This window comes from Nitrobacter sp., from assembly GCF_051535235.1.
GTDB lineage: Bacteria > Pseudomonadota > Alphaproteobacteria > Rhizobiales > Xanthobacteraceae > Nitrobacter.
The window spans coordinates 52,927-72,828 of the sequence record NZ_JBPPLZ010000005.1 but is presented as its reverse complement, the minus strand read 5'-3'; the positions used below and the strand labels follow the sequence as shown (position 1 = coordinate 72,828).

The following is a 19,902-nucleotide window of genomic DNA, read 5'->3' as shown; positions in this document are numbered from 1 at the left end:
CCCGCTTGTCGTTTCGCTTATCCGGAGATCGCCAGTCCGACGATGAAAGCGAGAAACAGCAACGCCAGCAACGTGCCGATAATGTAGGCGTTCCGACGACCTTTCTTTTTCGACCCCTCGAATTCCCGCATCGAGCTGCGCCATTCCCAAAAGTCGTTCATTGTTCACGCCTCCGTCGTCTCAGTGCCATAGCAGTTTTCGATTGATGCTTTCACGGAGCCAATGCGTTCCTCGTCGAGAATTGGAGAAAGGTTCGCAAGCCCGGAATCGAAGTGACCGTTGAGGTCTTGCCATGTTCTCCCGGCGGCGTCAGGCGATTTTTTTATATCCGCACGAATGCGGTCCAATCGTAACGGGTCTCACGCCGCGTTCACTTCCGCTATGCCGCCGACCTTTCGGGCAATCCAGTTTGCGGATCTTCCGCTTTCCGCGAGCATTGTCCGGCGTTCAGATCAACGCGTATGGGAAAATGCAGGCCAGCCTTAGGTAAGCGTGGTGGACAGGGACCGCCAGTGAGGCTCGCGCGCGAATGGTGCAGCCATACGCAAACGGCTGTACCGCCCTCGGTTGGCGATAGCTCGCATCCGATCATGCGGTCCGTTTCGGGTCTTTTTGCCCCTCAAGACGGAGGATCCGGGAACCGGGGGTCCGTTCCTCGGCTGGTCTGAATGGTTTGCGGTCGTGCAGGATGACTCTCCGACGGAGCGGATTAATGGACAGAGTTAACCCAAATATTTGATTTAAAACAACTTTATTATCTGGGCAATCAAATCCGATGGGCCGTTTAACCTAAACTCTCAATGTTAATTCAAATGGCGTTTCGGGTCTAGCTAGACAGGCCGTGACCGCCGGCCCTAGGTAGCCGGTATCATGGCCAGGGGTTCCATACCGGATATTTCAAAGCAGGGCCTTCGTTGCTGCGTTCCCTCACTCCAGCGTTTCCCGGAGATATGATGATCCGACTGCTTATTGCATCGGCGATGCTTTGCATTGCCGCCACACCTTCGTCTGCCAGACATTCTCATAAAAAAATTCAGGTCGGCGCCGGCTGCGATGTGATGCGTCCCTGCTTTGGCGATGGCGCGCCGCTGTTTGATTTCGAGGATCGTGCCGCCGGACGTTCCCATCATTCGGCCGTCAGACATGGATCCAGTCATAGATCGCACCGCGAAATCTCCAAAGGGCTCGCGCGGGTTCTGGCCGAAGGCGCGGGGAGGGTGGCCGGCGTGGTCCGCTCGTCCTCGGGCGCCACGGCGCATGTTGCCAGCCGCGCCACCGGTGCTTTCCAGTGCCTTGTTTCGGCTCTTGACCGGCAGGGTTATCCGATCCGCTTCATGGGCGGATGGCGGGCGCATGGCAGCGTGCGGGCCTCGCTGCATCCGGCAGGTCTGGCGCTCGACATCAATCAATACGCGCGCAACGTCACGCGTCCGCGGATGCCTCACAACGAGATCGCGCTGGCAAACTCCTGCGGGTTGATTTCCGGCAAGCAGTGGGCGAATGCCGATAGCGGACATTTCCAGCTTGGCGGCTGGAGCGGAGGAGGGCGGCATTATGCGAGCCGTCGCCATTACCATCGTCGTGAACACTACGCCAACGCGCGATGATGACCGGTTCATCAACTCCGATGTGACGTTCCTCTTCGCCGCGATCCGCACAAGCGTTCAGGCGCGTCGTCGCTGAAAGCTTGAACGGATTGCGTCGGCGCGGCTGCCGCATCGCATTGGCCCGCCGTCGAAAGCGAAGGCGCGGGCGAGTTTTCTATCCGCCGCGCCTCAATCTCCAATGTGGTCTCGCTTGAATCAGGCGCTGAACCACTTCTGGCCAGGCTCGAAGGTCTCAAGCCTCGCTTCTGATTGAATCAAAAACAAAGGCTCCATGATTTTGTTTTTGACGCGTTTTCTTGACGCGAACCGGTCTCCGTTCTCGGGTCAAAAGCCCGAGGACGTGCTACGCTCGAAAACGCTATGGCGGGCGCTTCCAGCAAGGTGACAGCGCTCGGTCCAAGACACCGAGCCCCTCCTTCCATTGTCCCTTCCATTGTCGATGGAACCTGGATCATAGGCACGAATTCGCGCCATGTTTAAGGGCTGTCACTGTTCGGGCTACGCTTGGTGCGAGGCGGGCTCAATCCCATCTGCCCGCGTTTTCTGAAAATCCGCTGCAGCCGGCCTTATAACTTGCCGAACGCCAACGCATATTGGGATAGCCACATGCGTCCTGTCTCTCAGCGACGTGAAGGAGAGTCGACATGAAAACTAAAATTGTCCTCGTAGCAATTCTGGCCGTCGGGACCCTGATAGGTTTCAGTGCGCTGCTCTCTGCTGCTTACAGGGCAGATCATGGGACCGCCGCTCATACCAGCGGCCTGCATCAGAATTGGGAATTGACGCAGCGCGCCGCATAAACTCCGCTCGCGACAGCCGATTGCAGGCTCCAGAACCAGGGACGGTTGCGCGGGGGTCACGCCGTGACGCCTTTATTTTGGGGGCCGGAGTTCCGGGGAATTTGCCCATCGTTCAACATTCGCTGCAATCTCGGCGTCCTCGGCCTTTGCCAGTGTCGCAGTTTTCTCTGCGCCAAAGGGCATCAACGCCGCCCTCTCTCGCATAAGCCTCGCAAATACGCAGAGACGCTCTTTCAAGGATTGCGTGGGGTTGAAACGTCGCTCGGACATGGCGCGCTCCTTTCCGACAGAGGGAGGCGGGAGCGCAACCGGCGTTCTCATCACCGATAAATACCGAGAGCCGCGCGGTGATACTGGACAACGTCCTGCAAATGGAAAAGTTCTATGCAGCGCGGAATAACGCGTTTATGCGTCTTTTGCCGCAAAGTCCTTGCGAAAAGCATTTGCAAATGGCAATAAAATCAGAACGCTAGTTGCGTTGCGCGGGTGTAGCTCAATGGTAGAGCAGCAGCCTTCCAACCCAATTGACACCGCTTTCATTAGCATCCATCTAAGTTATTGAATAAACAGTAGTACCAGTCTCTAGAGCAGATCTTATTTCGTCATAAAATTCGGCTTCATCGGGACTTTTTACGGGACTTTCGGCGCGCCGCGCGCGGCGGAGATCAATATGGTTCATGATCTCTGGGGCGAGATGGAACCACTCGCCGCGGACCCGGTGTTCGGCAAATCTGGCATGAAGTTCCTTTTCATCAGACTCGCCGCCTGCGAAGGAATCCAGCAATTCCAGGGTATATGGAGTGGCCGCTTGCAGAGTCTCAAGTCTGACAAGGACGTCGTATGTGAAGCCGATCTTCACGAACTCGCCGCACCGGATGAAATAGACCTGATTGAATTTCTGATTTCTAGCTTTCGGCGGCCGACGTTGGTTTCTTCGTCGGGTTGCTTCCTCTTGGAGTAGCGGGAATAACTTCTTGGCATCAGCCGTGGTGACGTATCTCGATCCTTCGGCTCCGCGCAGAACAATGCCAGCATTGTGGGCCATTGCCTCCGCGTCGCGAATTGGGAATTGCGCCTGCTTGCAGATGTCCCGCACCCGCATCATGCGTTTCATCAGATTTTGTCCTGCTTAGTTTTCGGTGTCTCTTTGTCGGGTATCTCGACCGGCGTTGCCACGGGAGCGGCGGCATCCAGAGCAGCCCGAACATCTTCCGCCAGCATGTGGGCGTATCGTTGCGTCGTCGAGACTCGGGTATGTCCCAGAGCCTTCTGGACGGCCACCAGATTGCCTGTCTTGCGCAGAATCCGCGTGGCGGTGGTATGGCGCAGATCGTGCAGCCGCAAGCCGGAGAGGCCTGTAGCGTCCCGCATTCGGCACCAGGCCGTGGAGAGCGTTCCAGGCAGGATCGGTTGCCGCTGTCCCTTCTTGCCGCCGTTCGGATGCTTCACCTCATAGGTGAAGACGTATTCCGGATGCTTGCCTTCCTCGGCACGCAGGATCGCAATCGCGACCGCGGGGAGAGGACGTCGATGCACGATTCCGCCTTTGCCGGTCACGGTGGCGAATCCGGTTTCGAAATTGATATCGGACCATTTCAGCCGGCAGGCCTCGGCCCGCCGCCAGCCTACCACCAGCAGGAAACGGGCAATCGGGCGCAGGCTGGGCCGCAGCCCGGCGAACGCCTTTACCTCTTCCTCGATCGACGCCTCACGAACGATTCCCTCCGGTTCATTCAGCTTGTGAGCCTTCCAGTCGATCTCCTGCACAGGCTGTTTCCAGAGCCTGGCGCGCAGCATGATCGCGCGCAGCGGTTCGGTCATGGAGCGGTTCACGGTCGATGGAGAGACGCCGTCAGCGCGCCGCATCGCGACAAGATTAGAGACCGTGTTGTCGTCGATGGTCGCCAACATCGTTTTCATGCCGATGCGGGTTTGCAGCAGGGCGAGATAACCCTCGAGGCTCGCCTTGTCCTTCCGGTATTGGCCGCGCTCGCTCCACCAGCGGGTGGACGCGGCGCCAAATGTCATCGGCGCGCGGCCAGAAAGCTCCTTTATCGCCCCCGCTTTGTCGGTGCGAAATCGGGTGATCCACCTTTCGGCCGCCCGCTTCTCCGTGCAACCCGTTGAGCCGCAAAATCGATGACCTCGTATGACGACGTCGTACGACCACTCTTCGCTGCCTTTGCGGCGGTAGATTCCACGGACTGTGTTGCGCATAAACAAACTCGCGAAGTCTCGAATGACACAAGGTCCGACCGCCGGAATCGATAGCTGGGACGGGATTTCAGACCGACGTCGATGAACGGGATATTCCCCGCTTTCACGTGTCCGCGCAATTGCCGGCCGGATATATTGAGCAGGGCCGCGGCCTGCTCAAAGGTCAGCAAAGACATACTGCCAGGGGGATTCATGGCGCGCACCGGATATCGTGCGACATGGCGTCCTGGCCGCAGAGCGAGCATGTGATGCTCCAGCCGCGCGCCTGGCTTTCGTCCTCGCCGTTCTCGAGGCCGATCGGGACGTCGGGGCCGTCCCAGATGTGTTGACAGGGGCCGTCCGGACAAGCGCAGTAGCAGCCGTGTGCGCCGGATCGATGAACGCTCACCTTGTCGAAATCCCAGCCCTGCTTCTCGCAAATCTCGCGAACTGTGGCCTCAATTGCCGCATCGCGCTTGCATTTGAGATCGGCGAATTCTTCGTCGGTTGGGCGTGGCTTCTTCATCGCGCCGCCTCGGCCTCGAATTCGGCGGCGTCCTGCGCGCGGTCGTCGTACCATTGAAGGTCGGGCAGATCGCCGCAGTTGTTGCAGTAGTGGCCGTCCCAACGCGAATAGACGTAGTCGTGGCCGGGGCAGTGATCCGGGCACCAGGTGCGGCGGGTAGGATAGGCCCACAGACCGCGAGGATCGAAGCTCACGACATTCTCGCGGCCGCCGCACACTCGGCAGCGCGACATGAATGGATCGCTGATCCGTCGCGCTTGCCAGCGCAGTTTCCACAGCAGGGTGCGCATCATTGCGCGACCTCCGGATGCTGACAGGCTTCACCTTGGATAGCGTTACAGGCGATGCAATTGCCGCCCGCGTCGCAAAGATTGGTATCGCAACGGCGAGGCCGATGGCCTTCGCTATCGCAGGTCCAAATATCTCGCTGCCACACCCGCCAACGCTCTGGCGGTTCGAGAAAGAGCATGCCGCCCCGGACAAACCCGACAGTTTCAGGCTTGAGCTTCATAGGCTGGCCGCCTCCGGCATTCCATTGTGCTCTACGCCGTCGAGCAGCCGACCGGTAGTGGATTTGCTGTTGTTGCGCTGCATCAGGTGCACGCGCTCGCCGTGAAAACCGCAGCCGCCGGCGAGGTTCAGGATCTTGTATTTGTTCGGTTGCCGGTTGGCGCAGCCATAGTCGCGACGCCAGTCCGGATCGTCCCTGTCGCGATCTATGGTCGGGTACCAGCTTCCCCACTGCTTGAAGAAGAACGCCGTCCCGGCTGCGGCGCACTGGTCGCGGAGTGACCGCGCCCAGTCCGGATGCATCGGGCGCTCGCCGTTTTCGCCGCCAACGATGACCTGGTCGAGATTTGGACCAGTGCTGCTGCTCAGAGCGTTGATATAGCCCGTATCAGATGGCGCAATGTGCCGAAGGTCGATCGGCCCAAGCAGCGGCTCGGCGCTGATGAAGCGCACCGCGGCCGGCGTCGCCAGCAGATCCGGAATCCGTTCGTCGGCTTCCTGCTGCCGCTCGGTCGAGACACCGAGCCAGACGTTGGGTAGCGGTTTCCACCCGCTTTCCGGCGTCCCTGAGACCCGTAGCCGCCCTTGGACGTTCTCGGTCGGCCGCTGCTCGAAACGATCAATCAGGATACGTAATTCAGACTGCCGCCCAAGCTTTGCGCAACAGGAGTTGATGTAGTCCCGCATCCGCGCGCTGCGTTTCGTCAGCACCTGGTAGGTGTGCTGCGGCGTCAGCGCCATCACCGCAAAGACCTTGTCGATCGCTTCGTCCGGGACGTTCTCGTGAAACAGATCCGACATCGAATTGACGAACCAGGTGGTCGGCTTCTTGCGCCTGAGCGGCGCGGTCAGGACCTCATCCGAAGCGATGCCGATCTTGCCGGTCCAGACCGGCTTGCCGTTCACGATCTTCGTGGTGCCGGCGTAATGCGGCGCGCCGCGGTGACCAGGCGAGAGGCCGGCGCTGCATGCCTCGATCCGGCTGGCCATCTGCATGGCGTAGCAATTGGTGCAGCCGGGCGAGAGGATCGAGCAGCCGGCGAACGGATTCCAGACGTGCTGCGTCCATTCGATCGAGGTCCTGGTCATGGGTGCTCGCCTCGTAGCAGCGCCTTGGCCTCGTCGGAAAGCTGCGGGTGCTCTCCAATGAACTCGCAGACACGGCAGATTGTGTGGGTGAAATCGCGATCGCCGTATCGATAGACGTGCGTGCCGCAAACGGTGCAGTCGAACTCAGCGACCGCATCCCGCGTAAAAGCGAATATGTTTTCCGCCTGTCGCCTGGTCATGAATGCCCCCGCGTATTTGTGTCGCGGCGCTGCTGTCGCAGCGCCTAGCCAGGCTGCAGGTGGTCACTGCGGCCGCGGGCGCCCAAATTGTCGTGCGAGAGCTCCGGCCAGTAGTCGAGGTTCGCGTAGCGCGAGCCCGCGTCGCCGCCGCTGAGCCAGGAGCCGCCGAAGATGGACGCGCGCGGCTGCACGTCGTTGCTGCGGCCCCACACCCACATGTTGCCGGTCGCCTGCACGAGGCCGGCCCGGCTGGTGCGCCGCGCGTCCAGCTTCGTGATTTCGGGATCAACGCCGTGCGCGGAATGTTCCGTGACGCCGGCGGCGGCCGCCTCGAACTCGCGCTGGGTCAGCAGTTGTTTGCCGTGATGCGCCATGACCGCATTGGCGGCGGCATAGTCGAAGCGGAGAAACGGCTTGCCGGTCGCGGGATCGATCGGGCAATTGCGGCCGTCGGCGATTGCCGCCCCATAGCGGCTGGTGCCCTGCCGGATGTGATCGACGCCGGTGAGATAGATGTCGCACCAGAACCGCGCGCCCTCGGCCTCGACCAGCGCCATGCTGCGCGGATCCCGGCAGGCGGGACGAAAGCTCAGGTCCCACAGCGAGCAGGGATTGATCGCGGGGATGGCGTCGCCGCCGTTGCCCGCGCGGGCATTGCCGCCTGGCGCAAAGTGAAAGCCGCCGATGCAGCCTTCGCCGGCAGGGATGCGATACGCTCGCAACGCATGCGGGATGCCGTCGGCCAGCACGATGCCGTAATCGGCGCCGGGGGTCAGTCCATCGGACGGCAGCACGACCTGCCTCGCGGCCTTGAAGCGCTGGCCGTCGATCGTCGTGCCGGCCCTGATGACCAGGCTGTCGCGTCCGGTCACCAGCCATGCCGGCGATCGCGGGTCCCGCTTGACGATGGTCGGCACGCGCTCGGCCGCGGCAAAGGTTTCAGGCGCATTCATAGGGCGTGTCCTTCGGAAACTGCCGGCTGCCCGCCGGCCGGGACGCGATCAACCGATGTGGAATCGGGAATGCGCCGGTAGACGCGCACGGACGGGTGCCCGATGCCGACGATCTGCCCGGTGCGATGCAGTTGCCGCAGCACGGTGCGGACATAGGCCGGCGTCGATTTGCTGCCGATCGCGATGAAGACGCCGCGCGCCGAGACCGGCGTGCCGTCGTCCGGGATCGCGTCCAGCACCATGGCGACGAAGGAGGGGCGGGGACGGAGTTTCATGACGCCCTCGCCATTTCGGTAGCGACGATATCGAGCGTGGCTTCGAAAGCCCGCTCGGCGGCGACATCGTCATACTCGGCGAGACGTCGCGAAGGCGGGCGGTCGCGGTAACGCTGCCATTCGGCCAGCGCGATCGTCGCCTCGAGCTGGGTCGCGGTGGCGAGATGGTCCGGGTGGGTGAGGCTGACGATATCGCTCATAGCCGGCCCCACAGCCAGACCAGGGGCGCGAGCCACAGCGCGGGGACGAGACCGAGATAGGTCGCGACGCAAAGCGGCTCGAGGCCTGGCCTCTCGACGATCGAGCAGGCGACCCGCCGCCGGTCCGCAGCCGGCGGCGGGTCTGGAATCTCTTTTGGCCGCACCAAAAGAGTCCCGTTCGGTGTTTTGGAAAGCGGCGCGCGCAGAACGATGACGTTGCTCATTGGCGGTCACGCCGTCAATCCGGCCAGCGCCTGGGCGCGCTCGCGGGCGGCCGGCACCAGCGTTTCGATCTGCGCCGCGGTCCAGCCGAGCAGCAGCATGTCGTCTCGCGACAGGCCGCCCTCGCGCTGTGCGGCCTGCCGCATGTCCTCGGCCATGACGCGGGTCGCGGCCTCGCCGCTCAGACCGGCGCGGGGCCTCGTCAGTGCGGAATCGATGAAAGCGGGAATGGTGAGGGCGGGTTGGAAAAAGGAAGGGCCGGATTTGACCACGTTGCAGCGAGAACGACGCATGAAAACCCCCGGTTTGTCAGTGGAAAAGACGCCTGCGGCATGCCAGCATCCCGTCCGGGAAAGGGGACGAGGAGTGCGGGGCAATGGGCGGCTATTGGTGGCTGGTGGCGCTGGCGGGACTGCTGGCCTTCATCATCTGGCGGCGCGGAGCGGATGCCCGGCGCCTCCGAAAGGTCGCCCGCGATCTGGAAGACGCGGTGCGGCCGTCCCGCGACGGCCCCCAAGCTTGGTTCAGCAAGCCTGACGTCGCGAGCGATGCCGAAGCATTTCGTCTGGCGCGCGCGGAAAAGCTGAGGCGGGCAAGAACTGAGGCCGAACGCCTGAGCGCGGCGTTCGAGGCGAATGAGTTGGAGGCGGGAGATGGGCCATCGTTTCGCATCGTCGCCAGCATGTCGACGTCTGAAATGCCGCGCGAGAAACGGCCGATGCCGCCACGTGGAAGCGTATCGGGGGCTTCCTTCGAGATAACCTATGCCGATGCGGATGGTGTGATCACGGACCGCGTCATCCGGGTCAACGAGGTGACTGGCGATAACGGCTTCGCGTATATCAGGGCGCATTGTTACCTCGCGCAAGCGGAACGCACGTTTCGAAGCGATCGCATTCTTGAACTTCGTAACCATCGTACCGGTGAGCAAATCCGCGACCCGGGCAAATTCTTTGCGGTTTTCTATGAGGACGATGATGACGAAGTCGTCCTGTCGCACGAGGCCGTGATGTCGCGCGCAAAGCCCGGTCTCCAGGCGCTGGTCTGGGTCGCGCGGGCCGACGGCGAACTCGATGACGCCGTGATTGACACTATGCTGGACTACATCGACGCTCGCCGTCAGATCGGCTCCAAGGCCGCCGACTTCGCGTGGAATCGCGAGGTGGCGAAACGCTGGATCATGTTCACGCGGCCGGTCTTCGATAACGCGGCCGGCGTGCTTTCGCGTCTGTCTCCGGCGGGCAGGGTGGCGATAGTGACCCGCGAATTCGTCGAGCGGATCGGTGCTACGTCCCCGAACCGCCGCAAGCGAGCGGACAAGCTTTTGCGGCGTTACTGACGTTTGAAGCTCGAGGGGCACGCTTGAGTCTCCCGATGTTTCACGGGAAACAAACAACACCAAAACGGTGTTAAGTCAACATGAATAACACCAATGCGGTGTTAGACTGGGCTAGGGTTAGATGTTGCGTACCAGATGATCCAAACGATCAGTCCGGCCATCGCTACGACCCAGAGCTTGAAAACAAAGACGAATGTTGCGTTGGTGATGGCGTCCACTCGTCGCATGGTGGTTACCGGTAGGACCCAGCCGAGAATGATCCGGACCGCGCCGAACAGTATCGCGCCAACGATTGCCAGTATGACGATGATCGAAATCACGCTTGCAAATCCGAATCAGAGAAGATCGTGGATCACGCGGCCTACCCGGCCAAACACATGCAGTTCGTTGGTCGGGTGGATGGTTTCGTGATCTGGGTTTGTGGAAAACGGCTGTAGCCGTGGTCGGGCGCCGCCGCGGTATCGCTTGAAGGTCGTATCGCCGTCGGGGGTTACGAACACGTAGAATGCATCGTTAACAAGTCGGTGGTCGTCGCGGTTGACAAAGATGTAGCTGCCCTCCGGCGCAACCAGGTTCATGGAATCGCCCTCGACTTCGAGCCCCACCCAATCACCGCGTGGCAGGTCGGCAGCAAGAAGATATCGTTTGACGTCGGACTTTCGGACGCCGTCCTGACTGACAAGTCGACCGGCGCTAACCCATGACATCAGCGGCACGCGATATCGCCGGAGCGCCGGAAAGACCAATAGTTCTGGAGAGGTTCGCAGGACGGGGGCAAGCTTTTCGGCCCAAAGCGCTGTCATTTCGCGCTCGCCGTGTAGGAGCTTGCCAATTTGCTGCTGACTCGTGCCGATCGCTTCCGCGAGGTCCTTCTGTGTGAGCTTCGGCCGCCGTGCCATGGCGTCTGCTAGCCCATTTGGATATTTGCCCTTCATTTCGGTAGCGGGCACCATTTTGGTGTGAGCATCAAACACCAAAGCGGTGTCAGCATCTTGCGAATCAACACCATAATGGTGTTGAGATTGCCGCATGACATTTGATGACTGGATGAACATGACCGGCAACTCCAACGCTGGCGTTGGGGAAAAGCTCGGGAAGTCAGGCGAAACCATCAGGCGCTATCGCGTCGGCGAACGTGAGCCGGACAAGGTCGTGATGGCTCAGCTCTTCGAACTGTCTGGCGGGTTGGTGACTCCGAACGATTGGGTGGGTGTTGGTCCGCGATCGGAAGGTGACGGCGTGGGCGCATGCACATGATCCGAACTTCTGGAACCACTAGACGCCTGTCAAAAAAGCTGACCCTTATCGATGAGGGTAGAAACCCTCAAGGTTGCGGGTGGTTTTTTCCGATCCTCTTGGAATTGCAGAAACTTTTTCCCCGGGATTCGGCCGCCGAGATCGCTCACAGATCGGGCCGATCGGTGAAGGTTGTCGAGCGTTGGCTGGCGCGAAAGGGCGCTCCCGACGGTCAGGCTTTGGCCGCGCTGTTGCGCAGCGACGTCGGCGACGCGGTCCATGCCGCGTTGATCGCATCGGTCAGATCGCCATGGGCCGACAATCTCCGCGCCGTCCGTGAAATCGCAAAGCTTCGGCAGCAGCAGGCCGACGCCGCCCGGCGGCTGGAAGCCCTGGAAAGGGGTATCCGATGACTGACCCTGTTCACCTGGTCGTCTGCGTCTTCGCAGTTTTCACCGCGCTGGGTCTCGCGTGTGCCGTCGGGATTACACGTAGCCCTTGGCTGGCGAATACATCCGCTCGGCTGTGTTACCGCAGCCGTCGCACAGCATCGTGTGCGTCTTCATACCTTGCGGACCGAAATGCACATGCGGACGCTCCGCCGTCACCCGCATCACGGCTCCGCAGAGTGGACAGTCCTTCGCTCCGGGTGGTGGGCTTGGCGCGCTGGCACAGCCAGTCTCCAGCACCTTCACCCGCGCTTCCAACTCCGCAAGCCGTTTGGGAAGTCCGGCCACGGCCTTCCAGCCGGGTACCTGTTCGAGGAGTTTGATGATGTCCGAAACTGAAACGCCGATCATGCCGCCTCCCGATGTGGTCCACGCCGGCGGCAATTCGCTGGCGCGCTATCGGCTGGCTTTTACCACGCTTCAGGTGTTCTCGCTTCGCGAGGATGGCCGCCGCATCGAGATCAGCGATGGCGGCCACGATATCGTATTCGATCTCGATTCGGCACAGGCGCGCCATCTAGCGGCGCTTCTGTCGGAGCCATTGCCGCGGCCGACGAATGGCGGCGCGCAATGACCGCGTTTCACGTCGCTCTCATCATTCTTTTGGTTTTCACCGCGCTGGGTCTCGCATGCGCGGTCTGGGCATCGCGCGCGCCGCGCGAGCCCGGGATCGGCCGGCGACGTCGCCCGCCGGCCGGTCGTCAATCTCATCAGCCCGACCCGCGCTATTGCCGCGACCTGCAGCGCGTCTATTCGCGCGAGCAGCTCGAGGCGATCGCGCGGCGTCCTGTTCAATCCGGTTTCGAGTCCGGCGCCGCCTCCAGCGCCGGATGCGGATGCCCGCCGGCGTGCAATCCCCCGATGCCTTCGGTGCCGGCGGGCACCCGCGCTGCCGGAGGACGCCATGCCTGAGCAGCTTCTTTCCGAACCACTGAGCCGCGCCGCAGCGACATCGCAGTCCCGCCAGGCGCTGCGGCTGGCGATCGAGCAATCCTTCTTCATGGGCGGTTCGGCGGCGGCGATCGCGCGCAACTTCTCCTCGTTCGGCCATGTCCTTCATGCGAGCGACGTGCAGCGCATCTGGGCCAGCGCGCGCGAGGCCGGCCGCCTGCCGAAGCTGCGGCGGCCGCACGGCGGCCCGAAGGCGAGGGCGCGCTCATGACCAGGTGGGACAGCCGGTCGAAAAAGATGAAGCGGGAAGCCGGTCGCGGCTGGCTCGACAGCGGGCTGCGCCGTGCCGACAAGGAAATGAGCAAGGGGGAGATGCAGCGCCAGCTCGCGGAAGCCGTGCGCAACACCGCCAAGCTGCCGGTGGATGACGAGGCGAGGGGCTGATCGGATGGCGTTCGATCTCCTGATTCCGCCGAAGGCGCAAAATCTCGTTGCGCCCGCCGTCGCCTCGGTGAAATGGCGCGGCAAGCAGCTGTGCTGCTTCGTGACGCTGCGCCGAAGTCTCGCCGAGAGCCTCGGCATCGCTGCCGCCGGCGGCAAGGTGCATGTCGCCGTGGGCAGCGACGCCGACGCTGGCAAGATCCGCGTGAAAGCGGATGCCGACGGCTATTTCACGCCCCGGACGCTTCGCGCCGGCTCGTTGTGTGTGGCGTTTCCGGTGCCCGCATTCCTCGGCGACGACCTGCGGAAACCCACCGCCGCGCGCGCGGATGTGGTTGCCGGAGCGGTCATCGTCACTCTGCCCTGGGATGCGAGCGCGGCGGCGCGGCCGGCGACGACCGCGCCAGCCACGCCGGAGCCGGGGATCGCGCCGCGGAGACCGGCGGCGCATCGTTACGTCGCAATCTGGGGAATGGATTTCGACCCAGCACCCGGAAAGGAGCGCGTCGGCCGCGCCGGCAAGTGGATCGAAGTTTCGCCGCGCGGCTTCAAGTTGTTGCGCCTGCTGGCGCAGGCCGAAGGCGAGCCCGTCAGCGACGCCGAGATCATCTTGCGGCTGTGGGAGGTCAGGCCGCCCGGCGTAACCGCCATGCTCGACATGGTGCTGCGTGATTTGAAGACCTTGAGACTCGTCGATTTCGCGGTCGAACCGGTGCGCGGCAAGGGCTTTCGCCTGGTCGATCGCGCGAACGGAAAGGCGGCGTCATGACGCTGCCGGTGCATCCGCTCGCCGAGCTGTTTCCGCTGATCGATGGCGAGGAATTCTCCGCCTTCGCCGAGGATATCCGCCTCAACGGCGTCGTTGATCAGATCGTGCTGCTCGACGGCGCGATCCTCGACGGTCGCAACCGGTTCAACGTGCTGACACATCTGGTCGAAAGCGGCGAGGTGCTTGGCTCCGGCTGGGGTCATCGCGCCGGCGAGCCGCTCGATGTCGAGCATCTCGACGCCGACAACGCCTGGTTCCGGAAGTTCAACCGCGACATCGATGGCGACCCGCTGTCCTGGGTCATCAGCAAAAATCTAAAACGACGACACCTGAACGAAAGCCAGCGGGCTATTACAGCCGGCAAGATCGCCAACCTTGGAGTCGGCAGGCCACTCAATCCCTCGTTTGAACCCGCGCCCGACTATATTCCCTCAATTGAGGGAATTTCCGCACAGGCGGCTGCTGCGATGTTGAACGTCGGTCGCGCCAGCGTGGAGCGCGCCCGCAAGGTTCTCAAGGACGGCACACGGGATCTGCAGCACGCGGTCGAACAGGGCCGGATCGCGGTGTCGACAGCGGAAACCATTTCCCGCCTGCCGCAGCAGGATCAGGCCGAGATCATCAAGAATCTGCCGCGCGACGAACGCGGCCGGCTCACGGCCGAGGCGAAGAAGGCTTTAGCACCTGTTGTTAAGGAAATGCGCGCCGAGAAGCAGGCGGAAAAGAAAGAGCGGCGCGAGCAGCGCGAAGCCGATCTCGGCCGCAAGCTGATGGCGATGCCGGAGAAGAAATACGGCGTCGCGATCGAGGACTTCGAATGGGATCACGAGCCGTGGTCGCGCGACAGCGGCATGGATCGCCATCCCTCGAACCACTATCCGACCGCATCGGATGCGCACACGCCGGAAGAGATCGTGGCGCGCACGGCGGAGCGGTTCGCATGTCTCGCCGACGACTGCGTTCTCTACATGTGGACCACGATCCCGCATGAGGCGATCGCGCATCGCGTGCTGGAATTGCGCGGCTTCAAGTACGTCTCGCAGCGCGCCTGGTTCAAGCAGCGGCCGGGCGCGGGGCGTGGTCCCGGCTATTGGGTCACCGGCGAGCACGAACTGCTGCTGATCGCGGTGCGCGGCAAGGTGGTGCCGCCGTCGACCGCGCATTTTCCGAGCGCCTTCTCCGCGCCTGTCGGTGAGCACAGCGAAAAGCCGGACCAGCAATACGAGCACGCCGAATTTCATTTCCCCAGCCTGCCGAAGATCGAACTGAACGCGCGCCGCTCCCGCGACGGCTGGGATGCCTGGGGCTATGAGGCTCCGGCGCAGCAGGTGACGGGGGATTTTCCGGCAGCGCCAAGGATCGGCGAGCCGATGGAGTTTTCGATCGGGGGCTTGCGGAAGAACGTTGCGCGCTTCGGGATCCGGCATCGCGAGGATGGACGTTTCGATTACAACTACAATTTCCAGTTCACGACATCGGGCAGCGGCGGTCCTTTCCACGGTGACTTCTCCAGTTTCGAGGCTGCGCTTCGCGCGGCCATCCTGCACGCCCAACGCTTCCTGATCGCGCGTCGCGACGCGACCGACAGCGTGACGTCGGAAGCCGAACGCCGCGCCGCCAGGGCCGGTCTTGAATGGATCGAACAACGCTGCACCGAATGGGGGCTTGCGCGCGATCTGGATTCCCCAGCGAAAGCGGATGCTGATCTCGCGGCCACGGAGGGTGCGCAAGCGCCGGCTGCGGAAGGTAGGGACGGCGCCGCGAGTAGGCTCGCCGACGGGCGGACGTCGGACACGGCGGGGGGTGATGGCACCTCAGCGTTACTCCCCGCCGGCGAATTCGTCGTCTCTCGCGAAGAGAGGCGCGCCGTCTGGAAGGCGCTCGCCGCGATCGATGCCGGTGTCACCATCGAGGGACCGATCCTCGAACTGCTGCTAAGCGACCGTCTGATCATGACCGGCGCGGTCGACTGCGGCTACATCCTCACCTCGCGCGGCCAGGGCGCGCTCGACGTGCTGGACGCGCATTTCAGTCCCGCGTCCGACGGTGGCGCGACAACCATTCCCGAGCCCGAGCAATCGGGGGAGGCGGCAGCGGTCAGCGCACGGCCCGCGTCGTCTCCGGATTTGCGTGCGCCAGCGGACCCGGACGCTGTTGAGGTTGGCTGCAGCCAAGCCCCGGCGACTTTTTCAAAAGACACGGACGCGCCCGGATGTACGGCAGCGTCCGCGGGAGGCGCGGTGCCAGCTCCCGCTGCGCCTCCCGAACCCGAACCTCTCGAGATTCCCGCATTCCTGAAGCGCCGGCCGGACAACTCGCTGCCGCCGCGCGACGCCAGCGAGGCCGCATGAACCAGACCTATCTTCTCTCCGGCAGACATTCGACCGATCTCGCCAATGCGATCTCGGACGCGATCTTCGCCGCGCGCGGACGCGGCATGGAGATGGACCAGATCGTCTGCATCGCCGCCGCCGTTGTCGCCGATTACGGCCGCGGCGCGTACGGCGACAGCTATCTGCCATGCCTTGCGCATGTGGTGCTGGGACGTGCGGGCCAGACACTCCCGTCGTCGGAGACGGTGCAATGAACATGCGGTTGCCTGAGCGTTTTCGTGAACGCATTTTTCTGCGCTTGAGGGCTGACTTGCGGTCACCGGACTTTGTAATTGGCAAACCCGGCGACGATTATTTGCGACGCTGGTGGATCATTCCGCGCAATCGCCTGTTCAACGTCTACCTTCACCAATTTCTTCGAAGTGACGACGATCGCGCGTTGCACGATCATCCCTGGTGGAACATGTCGATTCTGCTCGATGGCGAGTACGCGGAGCACACAATCGCCGCCGGCGGCGTCAACCGACGGAAGGTCTATCGCGCCGGAGATATCAAGCTGCGCGCCGCACGGGCGGCTCATCGCATTGAACTCCATGCCGGCCCGTGCTGGACGCTGTTCATCACCGGGCCTCGGTTGCGCGATTGGGGATTCCATTGTCCGGCCGGCTGGCGACCCTGGCAACAGTTCGTCAATAGCCGTAATTCCGGTGAGATCGGTCCGGGGTGCGACTGATGGTCAAGCCCCGCACCTGGAGCGATGACGAGAACGCTAGGCTGCTGCAGCTCGAGGCGGAAAAACTGCCGCGCGAGGAGATCGCCCAGCGCCTCCGCAAAACGCGTCAGCAGGTTACGGCACAGATCGGCAAGCTGCGCGCCCGTCAGAACACGCATGCGCACTCGGAGAGCGAGATCGCCGTGGTCAGGCGGTGCGATCCCGGCGCGCCCTGGACTGAGGAGGAAATCGAGCGGCTGATTGGGCTCGGATCGACCGCGCGTGGAATGGGCGAGTGGGGCGTCATCGCCAGGACGCATTTTCCCGGCCGCACCCCGACCGCCTGCAAGCAGCAATACTTCCACAGTCGCGGCGCACGGCACGATCCGGCTGAGGTTGAGCCCCGTGACTTGTCAGCATCCGGTCCTTCTGCAGCGGCGGCGCCGGTGTGGAGGCAAGCGCCGCAATCGATCACCGCCGCCGTGTTCGGCGATCCGCCGCCCGGACGCAGCGCGCTCGATCAACGGCGGCACTTTTCGCAAACCCGGGGGCTTTCATGACGGTCGGCCAGAACACCATCCAATCGAAGCTGCTGCGCGGCATCGTCGAAGAGATCGAGAAGGTCGAAGAGCAGATGAAGGATCTGCGCGACCGCAAGGGCGAGATCATGGCGCGCGCCAAGGCCGAAGGGCTGACGCCGGCGGGCATCCGCTACGTTGTCAAGGCGCGCAAGATGAAGCCGCACGATCGAGAGGAAGCCGAGACGATTCGCGACACCTACATGCACGCGATGGGCATGGCGGAGGAGCCGCCGCTTTTTCGCGCCATGCAGAAGATGGCGGAGGACGAACTCTCCCGCGAGAAGCTGATCGAGCACTTCAAACTGATGTGTCCGCCGAAGGGCGAGGTCATCGTCAAGGTTGGCGGCGATCCCGTCCGGATCTATCGCGATCTCGATGGCAGGCCGCAGGCGGAGCCTTACGTCGATCAACCGCATGCTTCGGCCGCCGCGCCGAAGCCGTCGACCATGTCGACGGGCCGCGCGCGCGAAGTGCCTGATGTCGATGAGGACGGCGCTTATGAATATGGCCGCTCTATGTACCGGCAGAACAAGCCGGTCACGGAGAATCCGTTTCCGTATGGCGACCCGCGCCGCGCGCGATGCGACGAAGGCTACCGCGACGAAAGCGGCGATGACGGGATGGGCGACGACTGATGCTGTTCGCCCTGTCTCATCGCAAGTCCAACCCGCAGGAATTCGGCGACCTCTTCATGCCGGAGGAGGCGCAGCAGCCAATCCTCGCGCGCAGCGTTCGCACCGCGTTGATGGAGTGGCTGACCGAACTGTGGTCGGAAGAAGAGTTGCGCGAGCTCGGAATCGGCCCTCGAAAAAAGGCATTGTTCGGCGGCGCGCCTGGCACCGGCAAGACGACGCTGGCGCACCATCTTGCGGCGCGGCTCGGGCTTCCGATGCTGGCGGTGCGGCCGGAACGCGTCATTTCCAAATATGTCGGCGAGACCGGAATCAATATCGGGCGTCTGTTTGAGTGCGCCCGCGCCGGCATCATGCTGGACGGTGCGACCGAACCGGTTCCGATGGTGCTGTTCATCGACGAGTTCGACGCTCTCTCGCGTCAGCGGCGGCGCGGCGAGCAGGCTTCCGACGACAGCCGCAACGAGGAAGTCAACACGCTGCTGCAGCGAATGGAGCAGCATGACGGTTTCCTGATCGCGGCGACCAACCACGGCGATCATATCGATCAGGCGATCTGGCGGCGTTTCGATATTCATATCGCGCTTGAGCTGCCGGGACAGGAGGAACGCGAGCGGATTCTTGCCCGCTATCTCTCGCCGTTCGGATTGCCGGCGGCCGCGCTGCGCAAGCTGGGCGAAGCCTTCGAGAGCGCCTCGCCGGCGCTGATGCGCCAGTTCTGCGAAAATCTGAAACGCCAGATCGTGGTCGGGCCGAAGCTGAAACTCGACATGCGGAAGATGTCGGTGATCGATCGCCTGATTGCTGCGATCTCGCCGCATCCCGATCTCGGCAAGCCGCGGCTGTGGTCGCACGGCGCGAAAGATGACGCCGTCAGCGCGATGCCATGGCCGCTGCCGCGCGCGGACGAGATTGAAACCTGCAGCGACACACCGGCGGTCGAAGCCGACAATGTCATCGATCTGAGGGGGCGGGGCCGCGCCGAGAATGAAGCGGGGGCCGTGGTGTAATGTGGCTGTACGTTCCGCCAATATCATCAGTCTTTGCACCGGAGGCGCCGGGCTCGATCTCGGAATCGAGCTGGCAATGCCGGACGCTCGCGCGGTCTGTCTGGTGGAGAGGGAGGCGTTCGCCGTCGCGCATCTGGTCGCAGCGATGCAGCAAGGTCTCCTGGCTCAGGCTCCTGTCTGGAGCGATGTCACCACCTTCAACGGCCGGGCGTGGCGTGGCCTCGTGGATGGCGTCATTGGCGGAATCCCGTGCCAGCCTCACAGTCTCGCCGGCAAGCGGCTCGCCGAAGACGATGAGCGCGACCTCTGGTCCGACGCAAGGCGCATCATCATTCAGTCCGGCGCGTGGTTCGTCCTCATCGAAAACGTCGAGGGAATGCTCACGTCGGGCGGCGCGGAGCGCGTCTGGCGTGACCTGGGACGGCTTGGTTTCGAGCGTGAGGTTGGACTTTTCTCGGCGCGAAGCGTCGGCGCGTCGCATCAGCGCAACCGCACGTTCATCCTCGGTGTGGCCGACCCCGGCAGCGCGCGACTGCAAAGGTGCGAACTCGGCGGATCATCTGGACAACGGGACAGGCCGGAAGCATCTCGACCAGTTACCGAACTTCGTCGAACATCTGTGGTCGTCCCCATCTGTTGCGGACACGTCGGTCTCTTTCCACCAGGTCCATCCGACCTATCAGGCTGGCGAGACGTCCTCGCATCCGCGCCGGAACTTGAACCCGCTTTTCGTCGAGTGGCTGATGGGCTGGCCTCCCGGCTGGACATTGCTCGCGTGGACCGACTTCGCATGCTCGGCAACGGCGTTGTCAGCCTGGAAGGCGCGTATGCGTTCCGCACTCTTGCAACTCGGCTTGCCGGTAGAGGCAGCACCGGTGCAGCGCGACTTGTTCGCATGATTGGCGAATTTTGACACAGCCGGCGCGACGCC

At 62.9% G+C, this 19,902-nt stretch carries 32 protein-coding genes and 1 pseudogene; 16 read left to right on the top strand and 17 right to left on the bottom strand.

Going from position 1 to position 19,902, the window contains the following annotated elements; translation table 11 throughout:
* Window positions 1-17 precede the first annotated feature (17 nt).
* Window positions 18-161: a hypothetical protein gene (locus ACS3WA_RS08685; protein WP_438278134.1), complete on the bottom strand. Its 144-nt coding sequence runs from the start codon at window positions 159-161 to the stop codon at window positions 18-20.
* Window positions 162-1,226: 1,065 nt separating this feature from the next.
* Between ACS3WA_RS08685 and ACS3WA_RS08680 the strand changes: the two genes are divergently transcribed.
* Window positions 1,227-1,607 (top strand): hypothetical protein, encoded by a 381-nt coding sequence (locus ACS3WA_RS08680; RefSeq protein WP_438278133.1) that lies wholly within the window; start codon window positions 1,227-1,229, stop codon window positions 1,605-1,607.
* A gap of 644 nt (window positions 1,608-2,251) precedes the next feature.
* Entirely contained in the window at window positions 2,252-2,407 is a 156-nt protein-coding gene (locus tag ACS3WA_RS08675; RefSeq protein ID WP_438278132.1) for a hypothetical protein, read from the top strand.
* Between the two features lie 550 nt (window positions 2,408-2,957).
* On the opposite strand, the gene ACS3WA_RS08670 is transcribed toward ACS3WA_RS08675, so the two are convergent.
* The 12 genes and pseudogenes from ACS3WA_RS08670 to ACS3WA_RS08615 form a co-directional block, all read right to left on the bottom strand.
* A complete protein-coding gene (locus tag ACS3WA_RS08670; protein WP_438278131.1) occupies window positions 2,958-3,521 on the bottom strand; it encodes a GIY-YIG nuclease family protein in 564 nt (187 codons plus the stop codon).
* Complete coding sequence (locus tag ACS3WA_RS08665) at window positions 3,521-4,624, bottom strand: tyrosine-type recombinase/integrase (protein WP_438278130.1); 1,104 nt, start codon at window positions 4,622-4,624, stop codon at window positions 3,521-3,523. The genes ACS3WA_RS08670 and ACS3WA_RS08665 overlap by 1 nt, the downstream gene beginning before the upstream one ends.
* 29 nt (window positions 4,625-4,653) lie before the next feature.
* Window positions 4,654-4,800: pseudogene (locus ACS3WA_RS08660) on the bottom strand (helix-turn-helix domain-containing protein); the annotation flags it as partial.
* Window positions 4,801-4,814: 14 nt separating this feature from the next.
* Window positions 4,815-5,129, bottom strand: a complete 315-nt coding sequence (locus ACS3WA_RS08655) for a hypothetical protein (RefSeq protein WP_438278129.1) — start codon at window positions 5,127-5,129, stop codon at window positions 4,815-4,817.
* On the bottom strand, window positions 5,126-5,422 hold the full coding sequence (locus ACS3WA_RS08650; RefSeq protein ID WP_438278128.1) for a hypothetical protein: 297 nt from the start codon (window positions 5,420-5,422) through the stop codon (window positions 5,126-5,128). Before ACS3WA_RS08650 ends, ACS3WA_RS08655 begins: the two co-directional genes overlap by 4 nt.
* Before the next feature lie 214 nt (window positions 5,423-5,636).
* On the bottom strand, window positions 5,637-6,728 hold the full coding sequence (locus tag ACS3WA_RS08645; RefSeq protein ID WP_438278127.1) for a phage Gp37/Gp68 family protein: 1,092 nt from the start codon (window positions 6,726-6,728) through the stop codon (window positions 5,637-5,639).
* Complete coding sequence (locus ACS3WA_RS08640) at window positions 6,725-6,928, bottom strand: hypothetical protein (RefSeq protein ID WP_438278126.1); 204 nt, start codon at window positions 6,926-6,928, stop codon at window positions 6,725-6,727. The genes ACS3WA_RS08645 and ACS3WA_RS08640 overlap by 4 nt, the downstream gene beginning before the upstream one ends.
* 44 nt (window positions 6,929-6,972) lie before the next feature.
* On the bottom strand, window positions 6,973-7,881 hold the full coding sequence (locus ACS3WA_RS08635; protein ID WP_438278125.1) for a phage major tropism determinant: 909 nt from the start codon (window positions 7,879-7,881) through the stop codon (window positions 6,973-6,975).
* Window positions 7,878-8,156: a hypothetical protein gene (locus tag ACS3WA_RS08630; protein ID WP_438278124.1), complete on the bottom strand. Its 279-nt coding sequence runs from the start codon at window positions 8,154-8,156 to the stop codon at window positions 7,878-7,880. Before ACS3WA_RS08630 ends, ACS3WA_RS08635 begins: the two co-directional genes overlap by 4 nt.
* A complete protein-coding gene (locus ACS3WA_RS08625; protein ID WP_438278123.1) occupies window positions 8,153-8,356 on the bottom strand; it encodes a hypothetical protein in 204 nt (67 codons plus the stop codon). The genes ACS3WA_RS08630 and ACS3WA_RS08625 overlap by 4 nt, the downstream gene beginning before the upstream one ends.
* The gene (locus ACS3WA_RS08620; protein ID WP_438278122.1) at window positions 8,353-8,580 is read right to left on the bottom strand and encodes a hypothetical protein; all 228 of its coding nucleotides are present in this window, start codon (window positions 8,578-8,580) and stop codon (window positions 8,353-8,355) included. The genes ACS3WA_RS08625 and ACS3WA_RS08620 overlap by 4 nt, the downstream gene beginning before the upstream one ends.
* Window positions 8,581-8,586: 6 nt before the next feature.
* Window positions 8,587-8,871, bottom strand: coding sequence for a hypothetical protein (locus ACS3WA_RS08615; protein ID WP_438278121.1), 285 nt, complete (start codon window positions 8,869-8,871; stop codon window positions 8,587-8,589).
* 83 nt (window positions 8,872-8,954) lie between these two features.
* On the opposite strand from ACS3WA_RS08615, the gene ACS3WA_RS08610 reads away from it, so the two are divergent.
* A complete protein-coding gene (locus ACS3WA_RS08610; protein ID WP_438278120.1) occupies window positions 8,955-9,917 on the top strand; it encodes a hypothetical protein in 963 nt (320 codons plus the stop codon).
* A gap of 101 nt (window positions 9,918-10,018) precedes the next feature.
* On the opposite strand, the gene ACS3WA_RS08605 is transcribed toward ACS3WA_RS08610, so the two are convergent.
* Together ACS3WA_RS08605 and ACS3WA_RS08600 are read right to left on the bottom strand one after the other, a co-directional pair.
* Window positions 10,019-10,237 (bottom strand): hypothetical protein, encoded by a 219-nt coding sequence (locus ACS3WA_RS08605; RefSeq protein WP_438278119.1) that lies wholly within the window; start codon window positions 10,235-10,237, stop codon window positions 10,019-10,021.
* Between the two features lie 15 nt (window positions 10,238-10,252).
* The gene (locus ACS3WA_RS08600; protein ID WP_438278118.1) at window positions 10,253-10,972 is read right to left on the bottom strand and encodes a LexA family protein; all 720 of its coding nucleotides are present in this window, start codon (window positions 10,970-10,972) and stop codon (window positions 10,253-10,255) included.
* Here ACS3WA_RS08600 and ACS3WA_RS08595 point away from each other — a divergent pair.
* Together ACS3WA_RS08595 and ACS3WA_RS08590 are read left to right on the top strand one after the other, a co-directional pair.
* Window positions 10,947-11,174 carry a hypothetical protein gene (locus ACS3WA_RS08595; RefSeq protein WP_438278117.1) on the top strand — a complete coding sequence of 76 codons (228 nt, stop codon included), beginning with the start codon at window positions 10,947-10,949 and terminating at the stop codon, window positions 11,172-11,174. The two genes, ACS3WA_RS08600 and ACS3WA_RS08595, sit on opposite strands and share 26 nt — an antisense overlap.
* Before the next feature lie 164 nt (window positions 11,175-11,338).
* The gene (locus ACS3WA_RS08590; RefSeq protein ID WP_438278116.1) at window positions 11,339-11,566 is read left to right on the top strand and encodes a hypothetical protein; all 228 of its coding nucleotides are present in this window, start codon (window positions 11,339-11,341) and stop codon (window positions 11,564-11,566) included.
* Between the two features lie 72 nt (window positions 11,567-11,638).
* Here the strand turns inward: ACS3WA_RS08590 and ACS3WA_RS08585 are convergent, their stop codons facing one another.
* A complete protein-coding gene (locus tag ACS3WA_RS08585; protein ID WP_438278115.1) occupies window positions 11,639-11,953 on the bottom strand; it encodes a hypothetical protein in 315 nt (104 codons plus the stop codon).
* Here ACS3WA_RS08585 and ACS3WA_RS08580 point away from each other — a divergent pair.
* Genes ACS3WA_RS08580 through ACS3WA_RS08550 form a run of 7 tightly spaced genes read left to right on the top strand, consistent with a single transcriptional unit; the run spans window position 11,928 to window position 16,290 of the window.
* On the top strand, window positions 11,928-12,176 hold the full coding sequence (locus tag ACS3WA_RS08580) for a hypothetical protein (protein ID WP_438278114.1): 249 nt from the start codon (window positions 11,928-11,930) through the stop codon (window positions 12,174-12,176). The two genes, ACS3WA_RS08585 and ACS3WA_RS08580, sit on opposite strands and share 26 nt — an antisense overlap.
* Window positions 12,173-12,514 carry a hypothetical protein gene (locus ACS3WA_RS08575; RefSeq protein ID WP_438278113.1) on the top strand — a complete coding sequence of 114 codons (342 nt, stop codon included), beginning with the start codon at window positions 12,173-12,175 and terminating at the stop codon, window positions 12,512-12,514. The genes ACS3WA_RS08580 and ACS3WA_RS08575 overlap by 4 nt, the downstream gene beginning before the upstream one ends.
* Window positions 12,507-12,764: a hypothetical protein gene (locus ACS3WA_RS08570; RefSeq protein WP_438278112.1), complete on the top strand. Its 258-nt coding sequence runs from the start codon at window positions 12,507-12,509 to the stop codon at window positions 12,762-12,764. The genes ACS3WA_RS08575 and ACS3WA_RS08570 overlap by 8 nt, the downstream gene beginning before the upstream one ends.
* Window positions 12,761-12,937 carry a hypothetical protein gene (locus tag ACS3WA_RS08565; protein WP_438278111.1) on the top strand — a complete coding sequence of 59 codons (177 nt, stop codon included), beginning with the start codon at window positions 12,761-12,763 and terminating at the stop codon, window positions 12,935-12,937. Before ACS3WA_RS08570 ends, ACS3WA_RS08565 begins: the two co-directional genes overlap by 4 nt.
* A 4-nt stretch (window positions 12,938-12,941) precedes the next feature.
* Window positions 12,942-13,703, top strand: coding sequence for a helix-turn-helix domain-containing protein (locus ACS3WA_RS08560; RefSeq protein ID WP_438278110.1), 762 nt, complete (start codon window positions 12,942-12,944; stop codon window positions 13,701-13,703).
* Entirely contained in the window at window positions 13,700-16,054 is a 2,355-nt protein-coding gene (locus tag ACS3WA_RS08555) for an MT-A70 family methyltransferase (RefSeq protein ID WP_438278109.1), read from the top strand. The genes ACS3WA_RS08560 and ACS3WA_RS08555 overlap by 4 nt, the downstream gene beginning before the upstream one ends.
* Entirely contained in the window at window positions 16,051-16,290 is a 240-nt protein-coding gene (locus ACS3WA_RS08550) for a hypothetical protein (protein WP_438278108.1), read from the top strand. The genes ACS3WA_RS08555 and ACS3WA_RS08550 overlap by 4 nt, the downstream gene beginning before the upstream one ends.
* Window positions 16,291-16,352: 62 nt before the next feature.
* Here the strand turns inward: ACS3WA_RS08550 and ACS3WA_RS08545 are convergent, their stop codons facing one another.
* Window positions 16,353-16,631, bottom strand: coding sequence for a hypothetical protein (locus ACS3WA_RS08545; RefSeq protein WP_438278107.1), 279 nt, complete (start codon window positions 16,629-16,631; stop codon window positions 16,353-16,355).
* A 137-nt stretch (window positions 16,632-16,768) separates the two neighbouring features.
* On the opposite strand from ACS3WA_RS08545, the gene ACS3WA_RS08540 reads away from it, so the two are divergent.
* Genes ACS3WA_RS08540 through ACS3WA_RS08525 form a run of 4 tightly spaced genes read left to right on the top strand, consistent with a single transcriptional unit; the run spans window position 16,769 to window position 19,884 of the window.
* A complete protein-coding gene (locus ACS3WA_RS08540; RefSeq protein WP_438278106.1) occupies window positions 16,769-17,308 on the top strand; it encodes an SANT/Myb-like DNA-binding domain-containing protein in 540 nt (179 codons plus the stop codon).
* A complete protein-coding gene (locus ACS3WA_RS08535) occupies window positions 17,305-17,964 on the top strand; it encodes a GapR family DNA-binding domain-containing protein (RefSeq protein WP_438278105.1) in 660 nt (219 codons plus the stop codon). Before ACS3WA_RS08540 ends, ACS3WA_RS08535 begins: the two co-directional genes overlap by 4 nt.
* Window positions 17,964-18,971, top strand: coding sequence for an AAA family ATPase (locus ACS3WA_RS08530; protein ID WP_438278104.1), 1,008 nt, complete (start codon window positions 17,964-17,966; stop codon window positions 18,969-18,971). Before ACS3WA_RS08535 ends, ACS3WA_RS08530 begins: the two co-directional genes overlap by 1 nt.
* A complete protein-coding gene (locus ACS3WA_RS08525) occupies window positions 18,949-19,884 on the top strand; it encodes a DNA cytosine methyltransferase (RefSeq protein WP_438278103.1) in 936 nt (311 codons plus the stop codon). Before ACS3WA_RS08530 ends, ACS3WA_RS08525 begins: the two co-directional genes overlap by 23 nt.
* Window positions 19,885-19,902: the final 18 nt, after the last annotated feature.